Below are 26141 nucleotides of genomic sequence, written 5' to 3'. Positions count from 1 at the left end.
GCCGGCGTACGACGCCCGCCCGTCTCCCTGAAAGGAACCCCCTCATGAGCACCACCGACTCCAACCTCAGTCGCCGCCGCCTGCTCCAGATCGCCGGAGTCGGTGCCGTCGGCGCCACCACGTTCGCCGTGGCCGGCCCCGCCCAGTGGTCGTCCGCCAAGGCCGCGCACCGGATCATCCCGCGCAAGGAGTGGGGCTTCACCGGCTGGCAGGCCGGCGGCCCGCCCGCGATCAACAAGGGCGCGATCACCCACTTCGTCGTGCACTACCACGGTGCGAGCGGCGCCAACATCAACGGACCGCAGGCGCCGCGCAACATCGACGCGATCCACAAGGAAGACCCCAATAACGCGGGCATCCTCTACAACTTCGTGATCACGCAGGCGGGCGAGATCTTCGCCGCGCGGGCGTACGAGTTCAAGTCCGGCGCCACGCGCAACGCGAACGACTTCTCCATCGGTGTGCAGATCCACATCCACGGAGCCACCAAGCCGTCGGCCGCTGCGCTGGCGTCACTGGAGTGGCTGTACCGCAACTCCCACACGGCGCTCGGCAAGAAGAAGGCGCTCAAGATCACCGGTCACGAGGACCACACCTCGACGGACTGCCCCGGTGGTCCGCTGCACAGCTGGGTCGACCACCGCGGGCAGGACCTCTACCGCGAGGTGGCCGCAGAGCTCGGTGGCGGCTCGACCATCCCGGCTTACCCCGGTGCGGCGGCCTTCAAGATCGGCAAGAAGCACGCGGCCGTGAAGACGCTGGACAACGGGCTGATCCGCAAGGGGTACGTCAAGCATCACGACGGTGACGGCTACCAGGCGGGAACGCTGTTCACGAAGTACACGCGGCTCAACGTGCAGGACTTCCAGAAGGCCCAGGGCTGGACCGGCGCAGACGCCGACGGCTACCCCGGCGCCGAGACCTGGAAGCGGCTGCTCAGCTGACGCCCTCCCCCAGTCCCCCGCCCGGCCGATACGGGTCACGTCTCGGCCGGGCGGGCCTCCAACTCCTACCGCTGGTCGAGTAGCCGGAGCGCCAGCGGAGGCGTATCGAGACCAAGGATCGGAGTGGATGTAGCGAGTGTGTAGGGATCTCGTAGACCGCTTCTGGATGGTTGTCCTCATCCAGAACGGCAGTCTCCAAATCCCCTCTGTTCTAAGGACATCGACATGAAACGCACTCTCGCTGCGGCTTGCGTGCTCGGCGCCGGCCTCACTTTTGGGGCCGCCGGGTCCGCGTCCGCGAACAACGCCACGATCAACCTGACCGTCGGCGGCAAGGTCGTCGCTCAGGCCACCTGGGACGACCTGCACGACAACTTCTGCGTCCGCAGCCTCGTGAAGGGCCACACCTACACGGGCACCATCACCCTGCTGGATGGCTCGGGGCCTGTCTGGAAGGTCAGCCACTCCGGCACCACGACGACCCCGAAGTGCACGGGCAACCTGTCCATTCCTGAGGACAAGCGAGCCTTCGCGATCGTTGGCGACGGCAACCACAGCACCGACGGCACGTTCTTCACCTGAGTTGCGGGGAGCACTGGCGAGACCACCCGCGCGACCGCTAACGACGCTGGCTTCGGCAAGCCGTCGAACTGCACGGGCAACCTGTCCATCCCGGAGGACAAGAAGTTCTGGATGAACCTGGAGTTCCGGGGCACATCCAAGGACACGACCTTCTACACCTGATCGGAATCGCTATGGGAAGCAAGAGAATTGGCGCGCTCGGCGTGTTCGGTGGCCTGGCGCTGACCACCGGTCTGGCCGTGGCAACGGTGTGCCCGGCCAGCGCGAATGACAAGTCCGTCTCCCTGACGGCGCCGGGTGGCTCAGTCCACTCGGTCGTCAGCTGGGACGACTCGGTCGACACGCTGTGCCTGACGCTCAAGTCGACCGCGGCCGGCGCAACGTCCAACGCCGACATGACACTGGGCGGGCGACAGGTTGCGCACCTGGAGGTCAGCCCATCGCACCGGAAGTCGTGCACGGGCAACCTGTCGATCGCTGAGGACCAGCTCGCGAAAGCGACGATCTACGGCGGCACCAACACCTGGTGGAAGTCCGTCAGCGGGAGCTACTACACCTGATCGGTTCGGTCACCAGGTGTCGTAACGAAGTCGGTCGGTCTGGAATCCGTGTCCGCCGTTGCTGCAACGGATTCCAGACCGTTCGCTCACGCAGGTGATGAACCCGACGGTCCTCCGATCGCCGTATCCGAGTGATTGCGCTGCTGCCGGCGCTGTGCGGCGAGTGGCTGGGCACTCCAGGCGCGCCGTGCCCTGGGCGTCGAGGACGAAGACGTGTCCCCAGTTGGGCTTTGATTGGCAGCGCGCCGGAGTCGACGGCATGTCGTAGGTGACGCTGGTGGAGTCGCACCGGACTGAGGCCGTTGTCGCAAGGCAGACGGTGTTGCGGTCTGGCGAGAGGAAGGTCGTCGCAGAGTTTGCTGCGGTGCCGTCTTCGGCGGCGTTGGAGCTGCCTCCGTTCGCGTCGAGGGCGATCCAGATGGCAGGCCAGGCCAGCAGGGCGAACATGAGCACCATCACGGTCAGGAGCACGGCACGCAAAGGCCCATGCGACTTCTTGGGCTTGGGCCATGTCGACGGTGGGTTGCCGTAGGGGCTCGGCGTGGATGGTGCCTGGTAGCCCGGTTGCCGGGGCGGGACGTAGGCCCTCCTTGGCACGATGACCGTGGTCGGATCAGACGCGCCGGTCAGGGCAGTGCCGCGACGGTCGTACCGAACCGAATACGCGCCGGCGTCTCGCTCGAATCCCTCGTCCAGGAGCTCCTGCTCCGTGGGGCACGAGTCGATCTCGAGGATCTCGAACAGCTGGTGGACCGCGGGGATATCCCAGACGCTGCCTCGGTAGAGACCGGCTTGGCGGAAGTACTTCAGCGCACCCTTGATGTTCTGGCCGCGCGCATAGACGGCAACGTTGACGCGGGTGTCAGCGACCGTGGCGAGACCACTCTCGTCACGTAGCCGAAGGCGCTCTGACTCCTCGTGCGCCTGCGCCTCCCGGCTCTGCACGATGAGCACCAGGGAGTCGACGTACGCGCCCTCCAGGTGATCCTGTCGAAGGCGTGGGCCGAACGACCGTGCGTACTTCTGCACCTGGCCGATGGGGTTGGGTCCCTCGCCCGTGAGGTGGAGATTGAGGTCCTCGCCGTTGGCTTTCCAGGCGGAGCCTGCGGGGATGTCGACGACTCCACGCGCGGCCCTGGTGACGCCCTTGATCTCGACGATGGTGCACGCGTACGGCGTGACGACGAGGAAGTCGACGCCGGAGGGCGTTGTGGGCTGGGCGATGGCGATCCCGGGCACCGCGTCCTCGCCGACCCACTCTTCGAGGCCGGAGGCGAATTCCTCTTCGCTCCAGGAGTCGCATGCGTTGACCCGGATCAGTCGCATACCTACGACGGTAGCGAAGGACGGCGACACGCGGATGGATGGCCGCATGAGTGTTAGCCGCCGGTCAGGGCACTAGGGCCCCAGTGGGGTTCGGGCGGCTCTCGCAGTGTCTTCACCGCCGCCGGGCTTGGCCCTCCCTCCATGGGAGCGGGCCCGTTCAAGAACTGCTCGGGCAAGGTCGGCCCGGTCGGCGACGGGACCGACAAGCTGTGCGTGCGCAGCTATGCGGGGGCAGATGGCCGCGACCGGAGAAGAGTGCGAGGGACGCTGCGACGTCTACAGATTCGGGTTGGTGGGACTTGGTCAGCGCGGCGTTCTATACCTGAGCCTCGCAAGCTGGCCCGTCGCCATCGCTACTGTGGAACTTAGGACATGAGCACGATATCGAGGCTCGCCGCGAGCACATCCCAAAGGACCAGTGACATGGTGCGATCTGTACCGGAGAAGACGTTCGAACACTGGGCGAGCATGTATGTGTCACACCGATTTCCTACGGGCGGATTGTGGTGGCCGACGAAGGGCGAGGATATCCGGATCGAAGACTTGGGAACTGTCCCGGGAAAAGCCTGCCTACTGGAAGTTAAGGTCCCAGAGCGACTTCCAGATAAACACGTTACGAAGATCGACGTCGCCCAGCTCGAGCGGTATCTGTTGTCGCTGGTTCCCGTTTACTACGTCATACCTGATCCACCGTGGACCGGCGACCTTGCAACTTCCATGTGGTTGAGTCCTGAGCGCCGCGCAGACCTCGCATACCGACGTACCGAGGATCGCTGGTTCGGCCATTGGACATACGTGTGCACTGCGGCAGATCTGTATGCCCATCTTTCTCCCAGCCCCTCGCAAACGACTGCCAGCCTCCTCAGCCGCCCGCCGCACTGGAAGTGGCCGCTGTTCTGGTCCGATTTTGCCCACTGCGGTGGTGTAGAGATGCCGTCACTTTTTCTGTCACGAGACGTCGGACCGCGAGCTTCGAGAGGCCAGCTGGCTGAGTCCTTCTCCGCGCTGCGCTTCGAACTTCGGGGCGCCCGAGGGCGACAGCGTGAAGAGGTGCGTCGCGGCATCCGTGATTCCGTCGGCGAGATGACTGTTTATGTGCAAGAAGTTCGAAGGAGCGATACGTATGCTCGCATTGAGCCCGACAGAAACGTGTTCGAGAATCTGTGGACAGGAGACGCGGACGAAGCGCAGCACTCGCTATGTGCTCTTCCGTTCGACGCACTCAGCTAGGGCATGCGGTCGAAGGCTTCTGAGTACTGCTCCTTGTGCGGCTCGTCGGTTCCAGATCTGGGGGATTGAGGTCTGGGGACCCGTGAGCACCCCGGCGGGTGGCAGAGGTGGCTGGCTCGAGCCACTTGTGTGCCTAGCGTTCAAGCCACGTGTACGCACCCATGAGATGTGCGCACCCGACCCTGCGCAGAGCCACCCGTACGTGGATCGTTGACGCTAACTGGTTTTGAGCCGACACGTCGCTGTGCTGGAGAAGACCCCGGTGACCTATTTCGCCACCTACGCATGAACGGAGTCAGGACACAGATGACTGTGTCGCTCTGTATCGTTCGCCCCGGGGGCCGTGGTCGGGCGTGACACTGAGGAGTTGGCGGTATGTCGGTGGGGGGCGAGCGCTGGGTCGAGGTCAGCCCGTCGCAGTTCACGCACGAGACCGAGGGCCTCGCGTTACTCCGCGCCACACTTCCCGACGAGTCGCCGTTCCGAGCCTGGTCCAACTTTGAGTTCCGTGACTCCCGAGGGCGCTGGCACGAGGTCGACTTGCTGGTCCTGGGTCGCGACCAGCTGCACCTCGTCGAGCTCAAGTACTACTCGGGCACGCTGCAGGGCGACGACCACCGGTGGTTGCGCTCCGGTCACCGCGCTGAGGACTCGCCACTCAAGCTGGCGCGCCGTAAAGCTCAGTATCTGGCGTCCAAGCTGAAGGACGCCTACTACGACTGGGTCAAGGAAAAGAAGGCGCCGGCCATGGACGTGCGGCGCATCGTGCCGTTCGTGCAGGAGTCGGTCTTCCTGCACCATGAGCGCTTCCGTTGCGAGCTGTCGGCGAGCAGTGCGATGGGCCTGTACGGACTCGATGGCGGTGAGCAGCAGAGTCACCTCCCGGGCATCTCCGAGCTTCTTTTCGCCGCGCCGCGCCGTGAGCCCATCGGCCCCAATCAGGAGGCGATCCTGGCTGAGCTGATGGCCCGCATCGGCCTCGTTCAGCGCCGCGAACGACAGGCCGGATCGTGGACCATCGCCGACGAGGCGCTCGCCGCGGGAGAAGGCTGGCAGGACTGGCTGGCGCACCACAGCGTTGCCCAGCAGGAGAAGGCGCGCATCCGCTTCCAGGTGACGCCGGCCGGCGCCCCTGAGAGCGAGCAGCGCCGGGTGCGCCGGGTCGCTGAGAACGAGTACGCCGTCATGTCGCGACTTCAGCACGATGGCATCTTGCGGCCCAAGGACTTGGTCCAGTCCGAGCTGGGTGTCGGTCTCGCGTACGACTACTCCGAGTCCTGGCAGCGGCTTGACCTCTGGCTGGCCGGTCGGCCCCAGGGCATCCCTCTCGTCACGCAGCTCTCGATCGTCCGTCAGATCGGTGAGGCCCTTCAGTACGCCCACAACAGCAAGGTGGTTCACCGAGAGCTCGCACCCGACTGCATCTGGATCCGCGACGTGCCGGGCACTCAGGACGACGTCAGAGTGCGCGTGGGCGGCTGGCAGGGCGCAGGTGTGCTGGACCCGGCCAACCTGACGCATACGGCGGCGCCCGGGGTGACTTCACTTCATGGGTCCGAAGGTTCTCTGACCTCGGTGCGCAGTGACGACGGATTCAGCGCGCCGGAGGGCGCATGGAGTCCCACCGCCGACCGTGCTCGGATCGATGTGTTCGGCTTGGGCGCGTTGGCCTTCTACGTCATCGTCGGGCAGGCGCCGGCGACCACTCGCGCCACGCTCATGACGCGCTTGCGAGAGCAAGACGGCCTTGATCTTGCCGTCGAGCTGCCCCAGGTCTCATCCGAGCTGCGTGATCTCGTCCTTAAGGCCACAGCCCCTGCGCCGACCAAGCGCATCGGTGAGGTTGGTACGTTCCTCGCCCTCCTCGACAAAGGCGAGCGTGCCGCCAACACGGGTGACGAGGGCCCCACGGACCCGCTGGAGGCGACGCCGGGCGATGTTCTCGACGGCCGCTTCGAGCTCGAGCGTCGGCTTGGTCAGGGCTCCACCGCCGTTGGCCTCCTCGTGATCGATCACCATGCGACCGGCAAGCCACAGCAGCGTGTGCTCAAGGTCGCTCTGCACGATGACGCTGGCCAGCGGCTCGCGGACGAGGCCGAGGTGCTGCGGACGCTGAAGAGCCCGCGCGTCGTCAAGCTGTTTGAAGGACCGATCACCGTCGGTGGTCGGCAGGCGCTGCTGCTTGAGAGCGCAGGCGTGGGCACGCTGAGCGCCGAGCTTCGCGAGCGCACCCGGCTCTCGCTCGACCGGCTTGAGCGATACGGCAACGATCTGCTCGAGATGGTTGTCGCGCTCGATAAGGCGGGAGTTGACCATCGGGATATCAAGCCGTCCAACCTCGGTGTCCGTCTTAGCCGTGGCGATCGTGCCAAACACCTTGTGCTGTTTGACTTCTCGCTCACGCGTGCGGCCGCGTCAGCGACATCCGCAGGCACACCGCCCTACCTCGATCCGTTCCTGACCGGGGCACGTGACCACTTCGACTCCGCAGCCGAGCGGTATGCCGCCGCGGTCGTCTTGTTCGAGATGGCCACCGGCTGCACTCCCCAGTACGGCGACGATCCGGACGCACCACCGGCCGCAATCTCTGACGACGCGGTGGTCACTCAAGACATGTTCGACTCGAGCCTGGCACCACGATTCACCTCGTTCTTCACGAGGGCACTCGCGAGGGATGCCGCGCGACGTCACGAAACCGCTGACGAGATGCGCAGGGCCTGGGCCGCGATCTTTCCCGACGATGCGACGACGGAGCCTGGAGAGGAGGCCGATGCCCTTGCGGCCGCTGCGACCCTCTCCACACCGCTGGCGCAGTCCGGCCTCACCCCGCGTGCGCTGTCGGCACTGGAGCCGGAACGCATCGAGACCGTCGGCGAACTGCTGGCCACGGATCCCGTCCGTATTGCTCGGCTTGAGGGTGTTGCCGACCGCACGCGCAGGCACATCAACGACCGGATGAAGCAGTGGCGCAAACGGCTCGGTGATGTCGCGGCGCCCAAGACGGCGGTCGACCGTGCCGCGGCCGACAACACCCTCGAGGCAGCTGCCGAGACCCTGATCGCGGTCGCGACGGGCAAGGGTTCCAAGGCCCGGGGTGGCCCCAACCGAGCCGCCACCGTGCGCATCGTTTTGGGGTACGGCACCGACATTGATGCGCTCGCCACACAGGCACAGCTCGGTGCGAGCCTTCCCGACCCCGTCACGCCCGCTCGGGCTAGTCAGATCCTGAGCGAGCTGCAGCGGCTGTGGGCATCCGATGACACCTCGCGCGCCTTGCTCGGAACGCTGGTCGACACCCTGATGACGACCCTTGCTGACTACGGCAATGTCGTCACCGCCCACGAAGCGACCATGGCAATAGAGCGCGCGTTCTCTGGCGCTGAGACGCCGGACCATCGAGTGGCAGCCGGCTTGCTCCGGCTCACTCTCGAGCGTGTGCGCGAGTTGCGCCGAGCCGATGAGGACAGCCACGCGGCGACCTTCCTCCGCCGGCGCGATGGGCTGGTGCTCATCGCGCACAGTCAGTCGCTGCTGGACGCGGCTGACGAGCTGGGCCGCACCGCCGATCTGCTCATCTCGCAGTCGCCCAACCCCGAGCGGACGGTCGTACCTGTCGCCCGAGCATCGGTCGAGCTGGCCGCTGCGGTACGGGCTCACACCACGGAACCACCGGAGACGCTGATCGCACCGGTTCGGCTCGCGCATCTGGCGGCTGCGGTGAGCAGCGATGCTGCTGCCACGGCGTCGGGCGACCTGCACCATCGCGACCTGAGCCCGGCGACCGCGCTGGCGCTCACCTTTGGCGACGGTGTCTCCACCCAACCCATGAAGCCGAGTGAGATCCGGGGGCGTGTGGCGGCCCGCTTTCCCGCACTCGCGCCGCTTCCAGAGCGCCCTGCCCTCGATGAGCTGCTGCGCCAGGCCAGCGTCCAGTTCATCTTCGACGACCGCCAGCAGGCCTACCGTGCGCCCAAGAACGCCGGCGACACGACTGGCCTTGAGTCACGCCAGCCGACGTACGACGTCCGCAGCGCGCCCGTGGCCGTCACCAGCGACCTCGGCCGGCGCATCGAGCAGTCGATTCGCACACGGTCGTTCCTCACACTCGGTGTCCAGGCCGATCGTCTCGCCAGACTTGAGCAGGGCATCGTCGAGACGTACGACGCCCAGCTCGTCGACATCACGGGCGCACTCCTCGATGCGTTGCGTTCGCAGGCGGAGCAGTCGGGTGTGCCGTGGAATGCGGTACGTGCAGCAGATGCTGAGGGTGCCGGCCATCGGGCGCGCCAGGGGCTCGGTGAGCTGGTCAAGCGGTCATGGGCAACCGTGACCGCCGTCATCGACGAGGCGCTGGCCGCCACGGGTTCATCACCGGTGGTGCTGACGGAGGCGGCGCCCTTGGCGCGCTACGACAACATGGCGCTGCTGGCGCGGTGGAGCGATCTGGGCTCGAGCCGCGCTCGCGCGGTGTGGCTGGTGGCTCCGCAGCTCAGTGCCAACCAGGGATCGATGATTGACGGACGGCCCGTGCCGCTTGCCACACCAACGCAATTCATCAATCTTGACAGTGCGTGGGTCGACGCGCTCGCGGCCACCACGGTCACGGCGACGCCGTGACGAAAAGGAGCACCCAGTGCCAGTCTCTTCAGACCTGACCGCTGATCTGAAGAAGGTCGTCCTCTCCTTGGAGGACGACCTCCGCGAACGGGTCGAGGCGCAAGCAGAGGTCAACCGGACCTGGCGTGACATGCACCAGCAGGCGACGGCCAAGGAGCGCACTGCCTTGTCGTGGCAGCAATGGCGCGACGACCAGGTGACCCAGGCTGCGGTGGCATGGGTGCTGACGACGGTGTTCGTCCGTTTCTGTGAGGACAACGCGCTGCTGCGTCCCGTGTGGTTGACCGGCCCGCGCTCGCGTCGACAGGAGGCACTCGACGCTGAGCTGATCTACTTCCGGAGCCACCCCGAGCACACAGCCCGCGAGTGGATCGAGCAGGCGATCGCGCATTTGCGGGGTGTGAAGGCCACTCGGGCTTTGGTCGACAGCCACTCAGCGCTGTGGCCGGTGAGCCCGTCAGGCCAAGCCGCGAAGGAGCTCGTCGACTTCTGGCGCGCGCAGACCGATGACGGTGAGCTCATCCGCGACTTCGCAGACCCCGAGCTGTCGACGCGATTCCTTGGAGACCTCTACCAAGACTTGTCCGATCACGCAAAGAAGACCTATGCGCTGCTGCAGACGCCGGAGTTCGTCGAGGAGTTCATCCTCGACCAGACCATGGAGCCAGCACTCCAGGAACGGCCGCTGGACGGTTTCACTCTGATCGACCCGACCTGTGGGTCAGGACACTTCCTGCTCGGAGCATTCGCGCGGCTCAACGATAAGTGGGCAGCGCAGGCTCCTGGCGAAGAGGTGCAGGCGCGAGTTCAGAAGGCGCTCAACGTTATTCACGGTGTCGACCTCAACCCGTTTGCCGTCGCGATCGCGCGCTTCAGGCTGATCGTCGCGGCGCTCCGGGCCTGCGGATCGACCTCACTCGAAGATGCTCCGGGCTTCACGATCAACCTCGCCGCCGGCGACTCTCTCCTCCACGGCAGTCATCAGGGCTCACTGGATCTCGGCGACTTCGACGCCGACTCGCAGATCAGCGGATTCGCTTACGAAACAGAGGATCTCGATGCGCTGCGCGGGCTCCTGATGCCGGGCCGATACGACGTCGTCGTCGGCAACCCGCCCTACATCACGGTCAAGGACAAGAACCTCAACGCGACCTATCGGGCGCTGTATCCCTCTTGCAAAGGGACCTATGCCCTCACGGTGCCGTTCATGGAGCGTTTCTTCGAGCTGGCGAAGCGGGGCAATGGCGATCAGCCGGCAGGGTGGACCGGGCAGATCACCTCGAACTCGTTCATGAAGCGTGAGTTCGGGTCCAAGCTCATCGAGACGTTCCTGGCAAAGCAAGACTTGCGGCTCGTCGCTGATACGTCGGGCGCGTACATCCCGGGCCACGGAACGCCAACCGTCATCATCGTGGGACGACCTCAGGCACCGGCGCTGCCTGAGGTTCGCGCGGTGCTGGGCGTGCGAGGCGAGCCAGGCCAGCCCAAGGATCCGTCGCAAGGACTGGTCTGGACCCAAATCGTTGAGAACGTGGGCAGTAGCGACTTCGACGGTGAGTACGTGAGCGTGACTGATCTGCCGCGTGAGGCTCTGGCTACACACCCGTGGAGCCTCGCCGGTGGCGGGGCATCGGCATTGACCGCTGCTCTCAGCCAAGGCACTCGCGTTCTTGAATCCGTCATCCAGAAGCCCATCGGTGGTTCGATACGTGCCGGCGCGGATGAGGCATTCATGCGACCAATCGGCTGGTCACCTCGGCGCGATTCGGTTCGGAAGCAGCTGCGACCGCTGGTGCTCGGCGACATCGTCCGTGACTGGGCGGAAGCCGTAGACGAGCAGATCTACTTCCCATACCGCTATGGCGACGGCACTCCTGAGCCAGGAGCGCTGGAGCAGGAATTGTGGCGTTGGCGTGCCGTGCTCGCCGCTCGTGCCACATTCCAGGGCTCGATGGCCGACGCCGGGCTGAATTGGTGGGAATACATGCAATTCACCAAGACGCCATACAAGACGCCGCTGTCGATTGCGTTTGCGGAGGTGGCGACGCATAACCACTTTGTGCTTGACCGTGGTGGCAAGGTGTTCAAGCAGACGGCGCCGGTGATCAAGCTGCCGAAAGAGGCGACCGAAGACGATCACCTGGCACTGCTTGGCATCCTCAACTCATCGACGGCCTGCTTCTGGCTCAAGCAGAACTGCTATCCCAAGGGTGGCGATCCGATGGGTCATGACGGCGCACGCCTCTCACAACAGCCGTGGTCGGACCGATTTCAGTTCAACGGAGCAAATGTCTCGGACATACCTCTACCGAAGCGGCTTCCGCTTGAGCGATCACGTTCGCTGGATCGGACTGCTCAGATGGCGAGCGAGCGGTTCCTCACCGGAGTGCCGCGTGATGGCGAGATCCCGGCGGCTGGGAGGCTTGAGCGCGCGAGAACCGGGATCGACTCCATGAGAGCGCTCATGATCGCTCACCAGGAAGAGCTCGACTGGGAGGTCTATCAGTCGTATGGGCTCATCGAGCAGGACCTGACGTACGCCGGAGACGTGCCCGAGATCGCTCTCGGTGAGCGAGCGTTCGAGATCGCCTTGGCGCGCAAGGTGGCCGCTGGTGAGGAGCAGACAGCATGGTTCTCGCGGCACGGCTCGACTCCAATCACGCAGATCCCGGCGCACTGGCCCGATGACTACCGGGCTCTGGTGCAACGCAGGCTCGACCTCATCGAATCGGACAAGTTCATCCGCCTGCTCGAGAAGCCCGAGCACAAGCGCAGGTGGGCGAGCGAGCCGTGGGACAAGCAGGTCGAGAAGGCGCTGCGTTCTTGGCTGCTTGACCGGTTGGAGGACACGGGCTACTGGTTCGAGCAGGGCCGACCGAGGCCGAAGTCGATCGGCCAGCTGGCCGACCAGGTCTCTCGTGACCCCGACCTCGTGTCGGTGCTTGAGCTGTGGTCAGGAAAGCGCGACCAGTCCGTCTCCGACGCGCTGACCGCACTCCTCACGACCGAAGCAGTGCCCTATCTCGCGGCGTACCGACTGAAAGACTCTGGCCTACGTAAACGTGAGGCATGGGAGCACACCTGGGAGCTCCAGCGCCGCGAAGACGCCGGCGAGACGCTCGCCGAGCCCATTCCAGTGCCGCCGAAGTACACGACCGCCGACTTCCGCAAGACGTCCTTGTGGCAGCACCGCGGCAAGCTCGACGTGCCGAAGGAACGCTTCGTGCTCTATCCAGACGCGGGCCGCGAGACCGACCAGACTCTCGTGATCGGCTGGGCGGGCTGGGACCACGCACAGCAGTTCCTTGCACTGGCGACGCTCATCGGCGAGCGTGAGGCTGAGGGCTGGGACGACGAAAGGCTCGTCCCACTCGTCGCCGGGCTAGTGGAGCTGCAACCCTGGGTTCGGCAGTGGCACAACGAGATTGACCCCACTTTCGGTCTGAATATCGCCGACTTCTGCGATGAGCAGCTGCGAGACCGTGCAGCCCAAGTCGGCTGGACCGTCGACCAGCTGGCCGCTTGGCGCCCCGCTCCCACCACCCGTGGTCGCAAGAAGAAGAGCTGATATGCCAAACAATGCGGTCACCCTGTTGGGGGCGCTGAAGGAGCGCCTGTTTGTCGTGCCTGACTATCAGCGGCCCTACGCGTGGGAGAAGCGCCAGCTCGATGACCTCTGGCAAGACCTCGACCTCATGGCAGACGGGTCGAAGCACTACACCGGCACGCTCGTCCTGAAGGACCGAAGCACCGAGCACCTCACAGATGCTGGTGACACGGTCGTGGAGTGTGAGGTGGTCGATGGGCAGCAGCGCCTCACGACCTGCCTCATCCTGATAGACCGGCTTCGACGGGCGTTCGGCTCGATGGCCAACGAGCAGGCTCGGTCGCGAGCGGACAACCTCGCGCGGACCTATGGCCGCGTGAGCATCGACGGTGTGCCGAAGGCTCGGCTCCAGCTGGCCGACGACCTCAATGAGCATTGGCTGACCTGCATCCTCGGGGACGGGCAGCAGGCCAAGGCCCAGCTCACCGCCGGGGAGGAGCGCCTCGAGCTCGCAGCCGCCTTCTTTGACTCTCGGATCGCCAGCCTGATCGGCGGGTTCGATGAGGAGACCGCGCTCACCACGTTGCAACGACTCCAGACCCGTGTCACGAATGGTCTGCGCTTCCTGGTCTACGAGGTCGAGCCCGAGTCTCATGCAGGCGAGATCTTCGAGACCTTGAACGGTCGCGGGCGCGACTTGACCGAGATGGAGAAGATCAAGAACTACCTTCTCTTCCTTGCGGATTCGCTGCCACCTGCTCGAGCAGCGGCGCTCGTTGGCGAGATCAATCGAGCGTGGTCGAGGATCTACGACCACCTGGCTGGCTACAACGCCAACGAGGACCTGCTGCTGCGAGCGCACTGGCTCGCGACCCAGGACCCGAGTGCGCGCTCGTGGCGGGGAGCTGTGTCCGTCAAGGAGTTCCTCTCGCGCGAACGGTTCATCCCTGGCTCTGCTCGCCTCACCGTGAGCGAGCAGAGCGAGGAGGACGCTGAGCAATTACAGGACGACCTCGTTAACACCGTGGCGGCGTACGTGACGAGCCTCCAGAACTGTGCGCTCTTTACCCGCGAGTTCCTTGACCCCAGGGCGGCGTTCCAGTCCTTCGATGATCATGCGGCGCCGTCGCGGGCTAGCTCCGCGCACCTACGTCGGAGCGGTGTCACAGCCATCTTCCGGCCGTTGCTCTTCGCTGCGCGGCTCACCCATCCTCGCGACGGGCAGCTCTACGTAGACCTCGTCGATGCCTGCGAGCGCTACTCAGCGCGGGTCTTCGCGATTGGGCAGAAGCGGAGTGATTCTGGGCAAGCACGCCTGTACCGGCTCGCGTTCGAACTCTACAGCGACTCACCAGCCAAGGCAGTGCTCGATGAGATCAACGAGCTGACCTGGACGTACGGCGACGATGACACCGTGCGCGCGGGACTCGGCCCCCATGAGAACTGGTACTGGCGCCCGGGCCACAAGTACTTTCTGTACGAGTACGAGCTGTCGAAGGCGGCCAGGCCGTCCGACGTGCAGGACTTTGAGACCCACTTCATCGGATCTCGCAGCCCGCGCACGACCGAGCACATCCTTCCGCAGAAGCCCCGATGGGACTCCGACGACTGGGACACCTTCACCGAAGAGGAGCACGCTCAGCTCGTCAACGGCATCGGCAACCTCATGCTCACGGATGACAACTCCTCCTACTCGCGCAAGCCCTTCGCCAGCAAGAAGGGCGTGCGAGGCCAGCAGACGCCACCCTGCTACGCCGAGTCCAAGCTCTTTCAGGAACGAGAGGTTGCCGAGACCTTCGAGAGCTGGACGGCCGCGACGATCGATCAGCGTCGACGCGCACTCGTCACCTGGGCATTGGAACGCTGGCCGATCACACCACCGGTGACAGGATCGGTGGAAGACGAGATACCCGTGGGCGCCGACGACGCGCTCGAGTTGGACACAGAGGACGACGCGATCACAGCAGCGAGTGAAGAGATGAGTTCATGACGACGCTTCTGAAGGACATCATCCGGATCCCTGAGCGCACCGGCGCCGAGGACTACGTCCTTCGGCTGACCGACTCGGTCGGGCACTCCGCCGCCAATGCGACGATCGACAACTACATCGTCACGGATGCGTTGACCGAAGCATTCGACTCCGCCCTCGGCCTCGTCGGTGAGGCCGTGAACTCCGGAGTGAGCCGCGGTGCGTTCCTCGCAGGGTCGTTCGGCTCCGGCAAGTCGCACTTCATGGCTGTCCTGCACGCACTGCTCACACGCGAGCCGGCTGCGCGCGGCATCAACGATCTCCAGGCGGTCATCGCGCGGCACGACCCGGAACTCGAGGGGCACACGATCCTGCCGCTCGTCTTTCACCTGCTCGGTGCGAACAGCCTTGAGCAGGCGCTGTTTGACGGTTACGTCCGTCAGATCAAAGCTCTGCACCCGGGCGCTCCCTTGCCAGCTATCCACAAGTCGGACGGTCTCTTCGCGGATGCCGATCAGATGCGTCAACAGCTGGGTGACGACACGTTCTTCGCCGGCCTGAACGAGGCGAAGAGTGACGCAGGAGAGTCCTCGTCCGACGACCCCTGGGGCAACGTCCTTGGCGGCTGGGATGCCGACTCGTACCTCGCCGCGAAGTCGGCCGATCCAGCCGACTTCGATCGCCAGAAGCTCGTCAGCGCACTGGTGGAGACCTACTACACGTCGTACGTCCAGCAGGCCGAGTATGTCGACCTTGACACGGGCCTCGCGGCGATCGCCACTCATGCCAAGGGTCTCGGCTACGACGCGGTCGTGCTCTTCTTGGATGAGCTCGTGCTCTGGCTCGCCTTCTCTGTGTCAGACAAGGCGTTCTTCGCGCGGGAGGCGCAGAAGCTGACCAAGCTTGTTGAGGCATCCACGGGCGTACGAGATATTCCCCTGGTCAGCTTCGTGGCTCGGCAGATGGACCTACGCCGATGGTTCGCCGATGCGGGTGCGAGCGGAGCCGAGCAGGATGCCTTGGACCGGGCGTTCAAGCACCAGGAGGGCCGCTTCCACACGATCACGCTGGGCGACGACAACCTGCCCTATGTCGCGAGTAAGCGATTGCTGCAGCCCAAGGACGACAACGGCCGGCAGATCATGGCCGATGCCTTTGCCAACATTGACCGTTCGCCGCGGGTGTGGGACGTCCTGCTCGACGGCGTCAACACCGACGATCAGCACCGAGGCGCTGACGAAGCAGCCTTCCGACTGACCTACCCCTTCTCGCCGGCCCTCGTATCCACGTTGCGCGCATTGGCCGCAGCCATGCAGAGAGAGCGCACGGCGCTCAAGGTGATGCAGCAGATGCTGGTCGACCAGCGTGCAACGTTGACCGTCGACGATGTCATCCCGGTCGGCGACTCCTTCGACTACATCGTGACCGGCAACAAGGCGCTCGACCCCAAGACAGCCGAGCTGTTCAGGTCGGCCAACAAGCTGTACACGGAGAAACTGCGGCCGCTCATCCGCACCAATCACTCGCTCACCGATGCGCAGCTGCGAGACAACCCGGACGCGGCCTCGATCGGGTACCGCGCCGACGACCGGCTCGCCAAGACGCTGCTGCTCTCAGCAGTTGCGCCGAACGTACCCGCGCTCAAGTCGCTCACGGGTGCGCGACTGGCGTCCCTCAACCACGGTTCGATCCTGTCTCCGTTGCCGGGCAACGAAGCCAGCGTCGTGCTCGCCAAGGTGCGCGACTGGGCACGCGACGTCCCCGAGATCCACGTTGACGGATCCTCCAACCCCACGATCCGTGTCCAGCTGTCCGAGGTCGACTACGAGTCGATCGTCGAGCGCGCGAAGGGCGAGGACAACGAAGGCCGCCGTCGTGAGCTCATCAAGTCGCTTGTCGCAGAGGGCCTCGGCGTCGAGCTTGGCAACCAGGACATCCAGGGGGCGTTCCGCCACGAGGTCGTGTGGCGCGGCTCGAAGCGGGCCGTGGACATCATCTTCGGCAACGTCCGCGACAGCGGCTGGCTGTCTGACGACCACTTCCGTGCCAACTCCGGCGCGTGGCGGATCGTCATCGACCATCCCTTTGATGACCAGGGACACTCGACCGCCGAGGATCTGCAGCGGCTGCAGGCGATGCAGGCACGCGACTTCCAGTCGCAGACCGTGGTCTGGCTCCCCTACTTCCTTGCTCCTGAGAAGATCGGTGAGCTTCGTCGACTCGTCATCCTCAACTGGCTTCTTGAAGGATCGGGTGACCGCTGGCAGAGCCACGCCGACCACCTGAGCGAGACCGAGCGGGTGACTGCCCGCAACATTCTCGAGTCCAACCGAAGCGTCCTGCGCCGCGGCTTGGAGGATGCGATTCAGCAGGCGTACGGCGCGGCCGGTATTCGTCCGGGCACGCTCATCGACGACCCGGGCCACGACCAGGTGCTGGTTTCCCTCGACCGAGAGTTTTTGCCTGAGCGGCCGGTGGGCGCGACGCTCGGCGATGCTTTCCACCACCTCGTCGAGCAGGCTTACGACGCAACGTATCCGGGTCACCCACGCTTCGAGCCGACCGACGCAGAGATCCGACTCCCGATGCTGCGCACGGTCGCCGCGCACGTACATCGCGCCGTCGCGGATCCTGAAAACCGAGTGGAGTACGAAGGCGACCACATGGCCGTACGGCGGATCGCCGGGCCGCTTGGTGTCGGCACCGCGTCCGAGATGCACTACATCCTGACCGGAGACCGGTTCACTCCTTGGAGTCTCGAGATCGAGAAGGCCCTCGGCCGGCGAGACAAGGAGATGGGCGCCGACCCTGAAGCACCGATCACGGTGAGCGAGATGCGCCAGTGGATCAGCAACGTGACGCCGGCCAAGGGACTGCTCGACCCGGCCAGCGACCTGGTCATCATCGCGTGGGCGGCCATACGGCAGCGGGCGTGGTTCAACCACGGTGCAGCGCTGCCGAGCGCGCCCGAGCCCGGGCAGCTGCAGCCGAGCATGGAGCTGCGGGCCCAGCCGATGCCGATTCCAGCCGACTGGACCACCGCACGCCAGCTGGCCGGCGAGCTCTTTGGGATTCACTCGTCCGCCTATCTCACCGCTCCGGCGGTCGCCGACTTTGTTGGCCAGGTCAAGGCGAAGGCACGCGACCTGAGCGCGGCGCAGCCGGATCTGGTTGCGGCCATCGAGCGCGCCAACCGCCACATTGGCATTGAGCAGGATGAAGCTGGCGGTCGCCTTGTCACTGCACGGCGGAGCGCCGAGCTCGTCCAACAGCTCAAGAATCTCGACGGAGTCGCGCTCGTTGAGCGAGTCGCGCGGGTGGACCTTGAGACGAGCCCCGCCGCGGCCGGCCGCTCGCTGAAGACTGCCGAGCCAGTGACCGCCGCCCTCCAGTCGTACGCATGGGATCGGATCGAACCGCTGCGCGATGCCACGCAGGGGGAGGGCGAGCGCGCCGCGTCAGCCGCAGGGATCATCCGCGACCTGCGCGACGCACTCCATGCGGATGAGATCGTGACCGGGATCGGGGGCGCGCTCGCGAGGACCGACAACGAGATCTTCGCCTGGCTGGCAGCGAGCACACCGGTCGAACCGCTGGCGCCGGCAAGCCCGAAGCCGGCACCTGCCAACCCGAACCAGCAGGGCTCGAGCCGTCGTGCCGCTGGTGGCTCCAATGAGGACGTGCTCCGACAGGCCAGCGCTTTCCTCGAGTCTCACCCCGAGCGCGAGATCGAGATCAGCTGGCAGGTGCGCGAATGACCGTGGCCATGGCAGCAAGCACCGTCAGCCAGTCGATGCTCTTCGAGATGATCGACATGGTGAGGAGCAAGGGCTACGAGCACGGGGTGGTGGGGGTTCTCGCCGATCCCGGGCACGTTGTACAGGCGGATGTTGAGCACCGTGGTCAGAAGGTTCGCGTCAGACCTGCTGAGTCAGCTCTGGCTGTGCGAGAAGCGTTACGTGAGAACGTGATTGGTGACTGGCTGGTCATTGTCACCAACTCAACTGATGCGGACCTTGGATCGGGGATCCTGTCGCACGTGATCGGCCACAGACTGCGCCGACCAGATCCGTGGGAAGCCATCCGACAGGCCTTCTCCGCCACCGGCATCTCCGCCAACCTGATGAATCATCCCGGACGCCGCGACCTCGCCGCCGCGCTCGTGGCTGCGAAGCCCGCAGATGGATGGCCAGCCGCACCCGCTGGCGTGCTTACTCGAGGTCATGCAATGTCGAGTGTCGCCCGGGCGCACCTCGGACTCGCCGGCGAGATCGTCGACGCGGTGACAGTTCTCAGCTGGTCCGTTCGACCGGACGCTGGGCCAGCCCTGAACAGCCTTCGCAGCAGCTATGGCGATGCGCTTGCCAACGTCATGGTCGACTGGATTGCCAGCCGCGCGGGCGCCTCCGAAGAGCCGGTTCGGAAGCTGCTCGAGGCCGGCTCTGTTGGAGACCTGGTGCCGCTTGGGCTGGCGGTGAGCGCGATGAACGCCGAAGGTCTCACGACAGAGGAGCTCCAGACCGCCCAGCTGGCAAGGGTTCGCCTTGAGCAACAGCTCGGCAAGCCCCTGCCGTTGCGCGAGGCTCTCGGAGCCTACGGCGCAGCGGCGGCTGCGGTCGCCGGTGAGCTTGTGCAGAGCGAACGTCATGGCGTCCAGATCAGTCGCCTGCTCAAACGTGCGGATGAGCACCTGATCGATCTGGAGGCGGCTCCACTCGCGGTCCACTCCGACATACTCCGCAGCGGTCTCCGCCAGCGTTTGGTCCTGCTGGCCGATGCGCTCCTGCGTGGCGTTGCCCTTGCTCAGGCGGGACAGCCGACCGACGAGGCCTCTGCCGTGATCGAATCCGGTTGGGTCAGCTGTCAGCGGCACGTGCTCGCCCGCACCTCATCGCGGGAGGTCAGTGCGTTTGGCTCCGCCGTACGTCTCTGGCGCTGGCTCGCCTCACCTGATGTCGACGGTGATGCTGATCTGGGCGCCCGAGCGCGAGCCCATATCAACGATGGCGCCTGGGCTGACAATGCGATCAACGATGTCTACACCGGTGTGGACGACAAGGGACTGTCGACGGCGCTGAACGCGCTCTTTGTGGCGGCGACCGAGCGGCGCGACCGCGAGGAGCGCGCATTCGCGGCCCAGCTCGCGGTGGTGACCGACCAGGACTCCGACGGCGAGATGTCGGTGAGCTCCGTGGACGGTCCGGTCTGGAACCTCGAGGCCGTCCTTGAGCGCGTCGTGATTCCGGCAGCCAAACGGACGCGGGTGCTCTTCCTGGTCATGGACGGGATGAGCGCTGCTGCGGCCACGGAGATCGTTGCTGACCTGACGGAGACCTCCGGTTGGGTCGAGGCCGGTGCCACCGCCGACACGAAGCGACGTGGCGCGGCTCTTGCCGTGCTTCCGTCGCTGACCGAGTTCAGTAGGGCGTCGCTCCTGTGCGGGACGCTGACTCGCGGAGGTCAAGATGTCGAGCGGACCGGATACGCAGCGCTCACCGAGAAGTCGGCCAAGATCAACGCTCGCCTCTTCCACAAGAAAGGCATCGACACGACTCAACCCGGCGCGCTGCTCGCGGGCGGTGTCGGCGCGGCGATCGACGACATCGACACCCAGCTGGTGACCGTCGTACTGAACACCATCGATGATGCGCTCGACCGCAGCGACCCCGTCCGGACGACGTGGACGGCCGATGCCGTCAAGCACCTGTCGCCGATCCTGGCTCGCGCGCGAGACGCCGGTCGTACCGTGGTGATGACCGCAGATCATGGCCACGTCGTTGAAAGGCGAGGTGGGACGCAGCGCTCCGCATCCGAGATCACCAGCGGTCGATCGCGCGACATGTCGCCTCCGGTCCAGGATGACGAGGTGGCGGTCAGCGGACGACGAGTGCTGACCGACGATCACCAGGCAGTACTCGCAGTGAGTGAAGGCCTCCGGTACGGCCCGCTCAAGGCTGGCTACCACGGCGGCGCGAGCGCGCAGGAGGTGGTCGTGCCGCTCATCGTCCTGCTGCCAGAGCCGGAGGTGAACGATCTCGATCTGCCCCCCTTGTCTCCACAGACTCCCACCTGGTGGTCGATGGCAGAGCGGATCAACGTGCCGGTGCAGCCTGTCATCGGCGCCCAACCGAGCATGAAGCCGAGCAAGAAGAAGCCTGCCGTCCAAGACTCGAGCCTCTTTGACGATCAGCCTCGTGAGAACGAGATCGGTACGACTGCGACGTCCCTCGGTCTTCGCGTCGTGGCGAGTGCTGTCTACGCTGAACAGCGAAATTTGTTGGGAAGGCTAGCAATTCGTGACGATCAGGCCGTGTCCATCATCGATGCGCTGGCCGGCGCCACTGGACTGCGGTTGCCGCGCGCGGTGGTGGCCACCGTGCTCGGCGTGCCTGCCTTCCGAGTCGACGGAGCTTTGAGCCAGGTGCGGCAGCTGCTCAACATCGAGGGCTATAACGTCGTCCGCGTCGACTCCGACGGGCAGACCGTCATCCTTGATGAGCAGCTGCTCCGTGACCAGTTCGAGGTGCCCTGATGGCGGCCGAGGTCTCGAACCGTCGACGGCGGGAGGTGATTGCGGCGCTTCGTCGAGGAACCGTGCCCGAGTCGGGCCTCGATCTTTTAGCTGTCGGGCTTGATCGCTTCGTCCCCGCGCTGGATGCCGAGCTCGAGTCCGTGCGCGACGGCGCCGCTGTCTTCAAGGCTGTGCGCGGCGAGTATGGCGCTGGCAAGACCTTCTTCACGCGCCACCTTGCCGAACGCGCCCTGCGCCAGGGTTTTGCGGCCGCTGAGGTGCAGATCTCTGAGACCGAGACACCCCTCCATCGGCTCGAGACCGTCTACCGCCGGATCACTGAGTCGTTGCGAACGTCGTCACTGCCACCCAGTGCGTTCCGCGGCGTTCTCGACTCCTGGTTGTTCACGCTCGAAGGTGACGCGCTCGCGGCCAACCCGAGCTTGGAGCACGGCGACGAGGTCGCGCTCGGTCGAGCCGTCGACGCGTTGCTGGAGAGTCGACTCGCGGAGGTCAGCACTCGCACACCGGTCTTTGCTCAGGCGCTGCGGGGCTACCGAGCAGCGGCGATCTCTGGTGATGCTGCGACTGCCGACGGACTCGCCGCGTGGATGGCAGGTCAGCCGCAGGTGGCAGCGTCGGCGAAGCGCTCTGCCGGTATTCGCGGCGAGCTCGACCACTTCGGGGCGATGGGCTTCCTGCAGGGTCTCCTGACCGTGCTTCGCGACGCCGGACATCCCGGGCTCGTGCTGGTGCTCGACGAAGTCGAGACGTTGCAGCGAGTCCGAGGCGACGTACGGGACAAGGCGTTCAACGCGCTACGCCAGCTCATTGATGAGATCGATGCGGGGCGCTTCCCCGGGCTGTATCTGCTCATTACTGGCACGCCCGCCTTCTATGACGGGCCTTCCGGGATTCCACGGCTCCCCCCTCTGGCGCAACGGCTCGCTACGGACTTCGGGACTGACGCCCGCTTCGACAACCCGCGCGCCGTACAGATTCGGTTGCCTGGCTTCGATCACACCGCGCTGGTCTCGCTCGGCGTCAAGGTTCGAGACCTCTATGCCGACGGAGCGCATGGCAACGAGCGAGTGCGGGGCCGGGTCGACGACGGTTACGTGGACACCCTGGCCTCTGCGGTGGCGGGTCGGCTCGGCGGGCGCGTCGGTGTGGCACCGCGTGTCTTCCTGAAGAAGCTTGTCGCCGACGTGATGGACAGGGTCGACCAGTTCGAGGACTTCGAGCCGCGTCGCGATTACGCGCTCACGGTCGGCTCGAGCGAGGTGACTGAGGAGGAGCGGGCGGCGGTGGGCGCCCGATCTCTCGACGAGATCGACCTGGATCTCGACACCCATGACTGATCTCGAGGCGTTCGGGGAGCTCCATCCCGTCGTACAGCACCACATCATAAACTCGCTCGGGTGGACCGGCTTGAGGCCACTGCAAGCCGAAGCGGTTGAGCCAGTCCTGCGCGGCGACGATGCGCTTCTCATCGCGCCCACCGCTGGGGGCAAGACCGAGGCGGCGCTGTTTCCTCTGCTCACTCGTATGGAGCATGAGCAGTGGGCTGGCTTGTCGGTCCTGTATGTCTGTCCGCTCAAAGCTCTGCTCAACAACCTGCAGCCTCGCGTCGCGACGTACGCCAGTTGGCTGGGTCGGGAGGCACAGGCCCGGCACGGTGACACGGGCGCTGGTGACCGTAAGCGACAGGCTCTCCATCGGCCCGCGATTCTGCTGACGACGCCGGAGTCGCTGGAGGCCATGCTGGTGTCGCGGCTGCTCGACTCGGCGCACATGTTCGGCGATGTGCGCACGGTGGTGATCGATGAGGTACATGCCTTTGCTGGGGATGACCGAGGCTGGCACCTGCTCGCCGTCCTCGAACGACTGAACGCGTTGGCAGGCAGGCAGATTCAGCGAGTGGGCCTCTCGGCCACGGTCGGCAATCCTGACTCGCTGATCGAGTGGCTCCAGGGCGGAACACATGATCGCAGTCGCACGGTCGTGGCTCCCCCGGCGCCGGGCGCGGCCGCACCCGATGCGTCACTCGACTACGTCGGCAGCGTCGGCAACGCCGCGAAGGTGCTGAGCGAGATGCACCTTGGTGAGAAGCGCCTTGTCTTCGCCGACTCACGCCGGACGGTGGAGTCGCTGGCAGTGAACCTCCGGGACCGTGAGGTGGACACGTACGTGTCCCACTCATCCCTGTCCGTCGATGAGCGACGTCGGGCTGAGGCAGCCTTTGCGGAGACACGGGACTGCGTGATCGTGTCGACGTCGACGCTTGAGCTGGGGATCGACGTCGGCGACCTCGATCGCGTGGTTCAGATCGGCGCACCAAGCACCGTCGCGTCGGTCCTGCAGCGACTGGGACGGACCGGCCGACGACCGGGGACGAGTCGCAACATGACCTTCCTGGCGACCGAAGACGAGGAGTTCCTGCGGGCCGCGGGGCTGCTGCTCCTGATGGGCGACGGATTCGTTGAGCCTGTGGTCGCGCCCCCTGCACCGCGGCAGGTGGCGGCGCAGCAGCTTATCGGTACGGCGCTTCAGAAGGGCCGGATCTCGATTGATGACGAAGCGGCGTGGATCTCGCGCCTCGGCCTGGCCTCGTTAGAAGAGGCCTTGGTGATCGCACGGTGGTTGGTGTCGACGGGTCACCTCGATCACGACCAGGGCTTGGCATTCATCGGCCCTCGAGCGGAGCAGGTTTACGGGCGGCGCAACTTCATGGACCTTCTGGCCGTTTTCACGGCAGCGCCCGAAGTCGCGGTCATTCATGGGAGGCAAGAGATCGGGAGTGTCGACCCGATGGTCCTGATCTCCAAGATCGATGGTCCGCGCATCATTGCTCTCGCCGGCCGGCCGTGGGAGGTCACGCACATCGATTGGCGGCGCAAGCGGGTGTACGTCGAGCCAAGCGAACGGATCGGCGACTCCAGGTGGATGGGTGCGCCACGCGCGTACTCATTTGAACTGTCGGATGCGGTGCGTCGGATCCTCCTCGGTGCCACACCGTCTGGAGCCACCTTGACGAACCGTGCACGGAGCCGGCTTGAGGTTTTGCGCGAGCAGTACGCACGTAGGGTCCGCGACGACGCAACGGTTGTCGTTGACGAGGACGGACGGGTTCGATGGTGGACGTTTGCTGGTTCGCGAGCTAACGCGGTCCTGACGGCAGCATTTGAGCAGGTGGCACCAGAACTCCTCGACCAGTCAAGGTTCGGAAACTTGGATGTCTCCTTGCGGTCCGATGCGACGGCGAGTGCGGTGTCCTCGGCCCTGCGCGCTGCGCGGCACGAGGCCGGGGACGATCTCGCTGGGATCGTCCCGCTCGTCACCGAGCAGGCGGTCAAGAAGCTGAAGTTCGCCGAGCTCCTGCCACCGCGCATGGCACTGATGACGCTGTCAGCGAGGGGGGCGGACTACCGAAACGCGACCACAATCAGCACGAGACCAGTGAGCGCTTCAACGCTGTAGAAGTCTCCATTCCACACCCGACGCGGATACAACGAAGTGTTCGCAACCATGCCGAACCTTGGTGCGTAACGACATCTGCCGCGCGTCCTTTGGGTAGCGTCGAGTGGAGCCGAGGGAGAGCGTAGGGACGATGTTCGGACGCAAGCAGAAGGCCACGACGAGGCGCGATTCCGGTTCCGCTGAGCCAAGTTACGCGCTGGCGAAGAGCCCGCAGGGTGAGGTGCTCGGCCTCTGGACCCGCGAAGAGGAACTCGCCCGCAACACAGGTCTGGTCGACGCGATCCTCGCGCAGCACGACCTGTGGGCCGAGGTGGAGATGGGCCGCAAGATCGTGCCCAACACCATGAACGATCGCGGCGGGTTCCTGGTGCTCTTCGACGCCGAGACCCCGCGCTCCGCAGGCGAGATGGCGATCACGCTCCACGTTGACGGCCAGGAGTACCCGATCCACGACACCTTCGAGACCTTCGCTCAGGATGCCGCGACCAACAAGCTGTCCATCCTGCGTACGACGTTCGCGGACCTCTCCAACGACGACCAGTCGAGGCTCTTCCGAGTCCTGGCCGAGGCGTACGGCGACAACGCCCCACAGACTCGCGCGATCACGCGTACGGCACTGCAGTGTTTGGGCTGTTGGCGCGGATACCAAGCATCCACACTGCTTTTCATCCGCGACACCCGCGCCCAGGGCATTCCCATGGCCGGCGTGAACTCGCGCGTGGAAGACATGCAAGCCTGCCTCGACTGTGGCGGCACGGCCGCGGTCTGGATCTACGATCCGGAGCACGTCCCGGACTGATGACCGTCAACCTGGCCAGGGGCGAACACGTCAGCGTGCCCCGAAAAAACGTGGTCGTCGGCCTGGGCTGGGAGATCCGTCCATCGGCGTACACCGAGTTCGACGTCGACGCCTCGGCGATTCTGCTGGGGCGTGACGGCAAGGTCCTGTCGGACTGGCACTTCGTGTTCTTCAACAATCTGACCAGTCCCGACGGCAGCGTCGTGCACACCGGCGACGACGCAGGCGGCTCAGTCGACGACGAGCAGATCACGGTCGACCTCGCCAGGCTGCATGAAGACGTAGACCGGATCGTTTTCCCAGCCAGCATCTACGACGCCGATCGGCGCGAGCAGAGCTTCGGGCAGCTGGACGCCACCTTCATCCGCGTGGTCGACGCCGCGGATCAGCGAGAGATCGCGCGCTTCACCCTTCCCGACGACGCCACCACGGAGACGGCGATGGTCTTCGGCGAGCTGTACCGAGATGGCGCCGACTGGGCGTTCCGAGGGGTCGGCAAGGGCTACCCGTCCGGTTTGGCAGGTCTCGCGCGCGACTTCGGCGTCAGCGTCTGAGCCGCGAGCGGGTTCGGCATCC

14 protein-coding genes are annotated in these 26141 nt (G+C 65.4%); 13 read left to right on the top strand and 1 reads right to left on the bottom strand.

Annotated elements, in window-relative coordinates; genetic code table 11:
- Positions 1–44: 44 nt before the first annotated feature.
- From VV02_RS01670 to VV02_RS01660, 3 genes are all read left to right on the top strand, one after another.
- A complete protein-coding gene (locus VV02_RS01670) occupies positions 45–944 on the top strand; it encodes a peptidoglycan-binding protein (protein ID WP_052589433.1) in 900 nt (299 codons plus the stop codon).
- 225 nt (positions 945–1169) lie between these two features.
- A complete protein-coding gene (locus tag VV02_RS01665) occupies positions 1170–1526 on the top strand; it encodes a hypothetical protein (protein ID WP_052589432.1) in 357 nt (118 codons plus the stop codon).
- A 173-nt stretch (positions 1527–1699) separates the two neighbouring features.
- Positions 1700–2086: a hypothetical protein gene (locus tag VV02_RS01660; protein WP_052589431.1), complete on the top strand. Its 387-nt coding sequence runs from the start codon at positions 1700–1702 to the stop codon at positions 2084–2086.
- Positions 2087–2095: 9 nt separating this feature from the next.
- Here the strand turns inward: VV02_RS01660 and VV02_RS01655 are convergent, their stop codons facing one another.
- The gene (locus VV02_RS01655) at positions 2096–3412 is read right to left on the bottom strand and encodes a nuclease-related domain-containing protein (RefSeq protein WP_052589430.1); all 1317 of its coding nucleotides are present in this window, start codon (positions 3410–3412) and stop codon (positions 2096–2098) included.
- Between the two features lie 423 nt (positions 3413–3835).
- On the opposite strand from VV02_RS01655, the gene VV02_RS26265 reads away from it, so the two are divergent.
- From VV02_RS26265 to VV02_RS01610, 10 genes are all read left to right on the top strand, one after another.
- Entirely contained in the window at positions 3836–4642 is an 807-nt protein-coding gene (locus VV02_RS26265; protein ID WP_157063217.1) for a hypothetical protein, read from the top strand.
- A gap of 375 nt (positions 4643–5017) precedes the next feature.
- Positions 5018–9259, top strand: coding sequence for a BREX system serine/threonine kinase PglW (pglW, locus tag VV02_RS01650; protein WP_052589429.1), 4242 nt, complete (start codon positions 5018–5020; stop codon positions 9257–9259).
- Between the two features lie 16 nt (positions 9260–9275).
- Positions 9276–12827, top strand: a complete 3552-nt coding sequence (pglX, locus tag VV02_RS01645) for a BREX-2 system adenine-specific DNA-methyltransferase PglX (RefSeq protein ID WP_052589428.1) — start codon at positions 9276–9278, stop codon at positions 12825–12827.
- Position 12828: 1 nt separating this feature from the next.
- The gene (locus VV02_RS01640; protein WP_052589427.1) at positions 12829–14796 is read left to right on the top strand and encodes a DUF262 domain-containing protein; all 1968 of its coding nucleotides are present in this window, start codon (positions 12829–12831) and stop codon (positions 14794–14796) included.
- On the top strand, positions 14793–18533 hold the full coding sequence (locus VV02_RS01635) for a BREX-2 system ATPase PglY family protein (protein WP_052589426.1): 3741 nt from the start codon (positions 14793–14795) through the stop codon (positions 18531–18533). The genes VV02_RS01640 and VV02_RS01635 overlap by 4 nt, the downstream gene beginning before the upstream one ends.
- Positions 18534–18541: 8 nt before the next feature.
- A complete protein-coding gene (gene pglZ, locus VV02_RS01630) occupies positions 18542–21307 on the top strand; it encodes a BREX-2 system phosphatase PglZ (protein ID WP_169787621.1) in 2766 nt (921 codons plus the stop codon).
- On the top strand, positions 21307–22647 hold the full coding sequence (gene brxD, locus VV02_RS01625) for a BREX system ATP-binding protein BrxD (protein ID WP_052589424.1): 1341 nt from the start codon (positions 21307–21309) through the stop codon (positions 22645–22647). Before pglZ ends, brxD begins: the two co-directional genes overlap by 1 nt.
- A gap of 70 nt (positions 22648–22717) precedes the next feature.
- The gene (locus tag VV02_RS01620) at positions 22718–24766 is read left to right on the top strand and encodes a DEAD/DEAH box helicase (protein WP_218917333.1); all 2049 of its coding nucleotides are present in this window, start codon (positions 22718–22720) and stop codon (positions 24764–24766) included.
- 130 nt (positions 24767–24896) lie between these two features.
- The gene (locus VV02_RS01615; RefSeq protein ID WP_052589422.1) at positions 24897–25565 is read left to right on the top strand and encodes a hypothetical protein; all 669 of its coding nucleotides are present in this window, start codon (positions 24897–24899) and stop codon (positions 25563–25565) included.
- On the top strand, positions 25565–26119 hold the full coding sequence (locus VV02_RS01610; RefSeq protein WP_052589421.1) for a TerD family protein: 555 nt from the start codon (positions 25565–25567) through the stop codon (positions 26117–26119). Before VV02_RS01615 ends, VV02_RS01610 begins: the two co-directional genes overlap by 1 nt.
- Positions 26120–26141 lie beyond the last annotated feature (22 nt).

Origin of the sequence: Luteipulveratus mongoliensis, from assembly GCF_001190945.1 — a bacterium.
GTDB classification, from domain to species: Bacteria; Actinomycetota; Actinomycetes; order Actinomycetales; family Dermatophilaceae; genus Luteipulveratus; species Luteipulveratus mongoliensis.
This window is presented reverse-complemented; position numbering and strand designations above follow the sequence as displayed.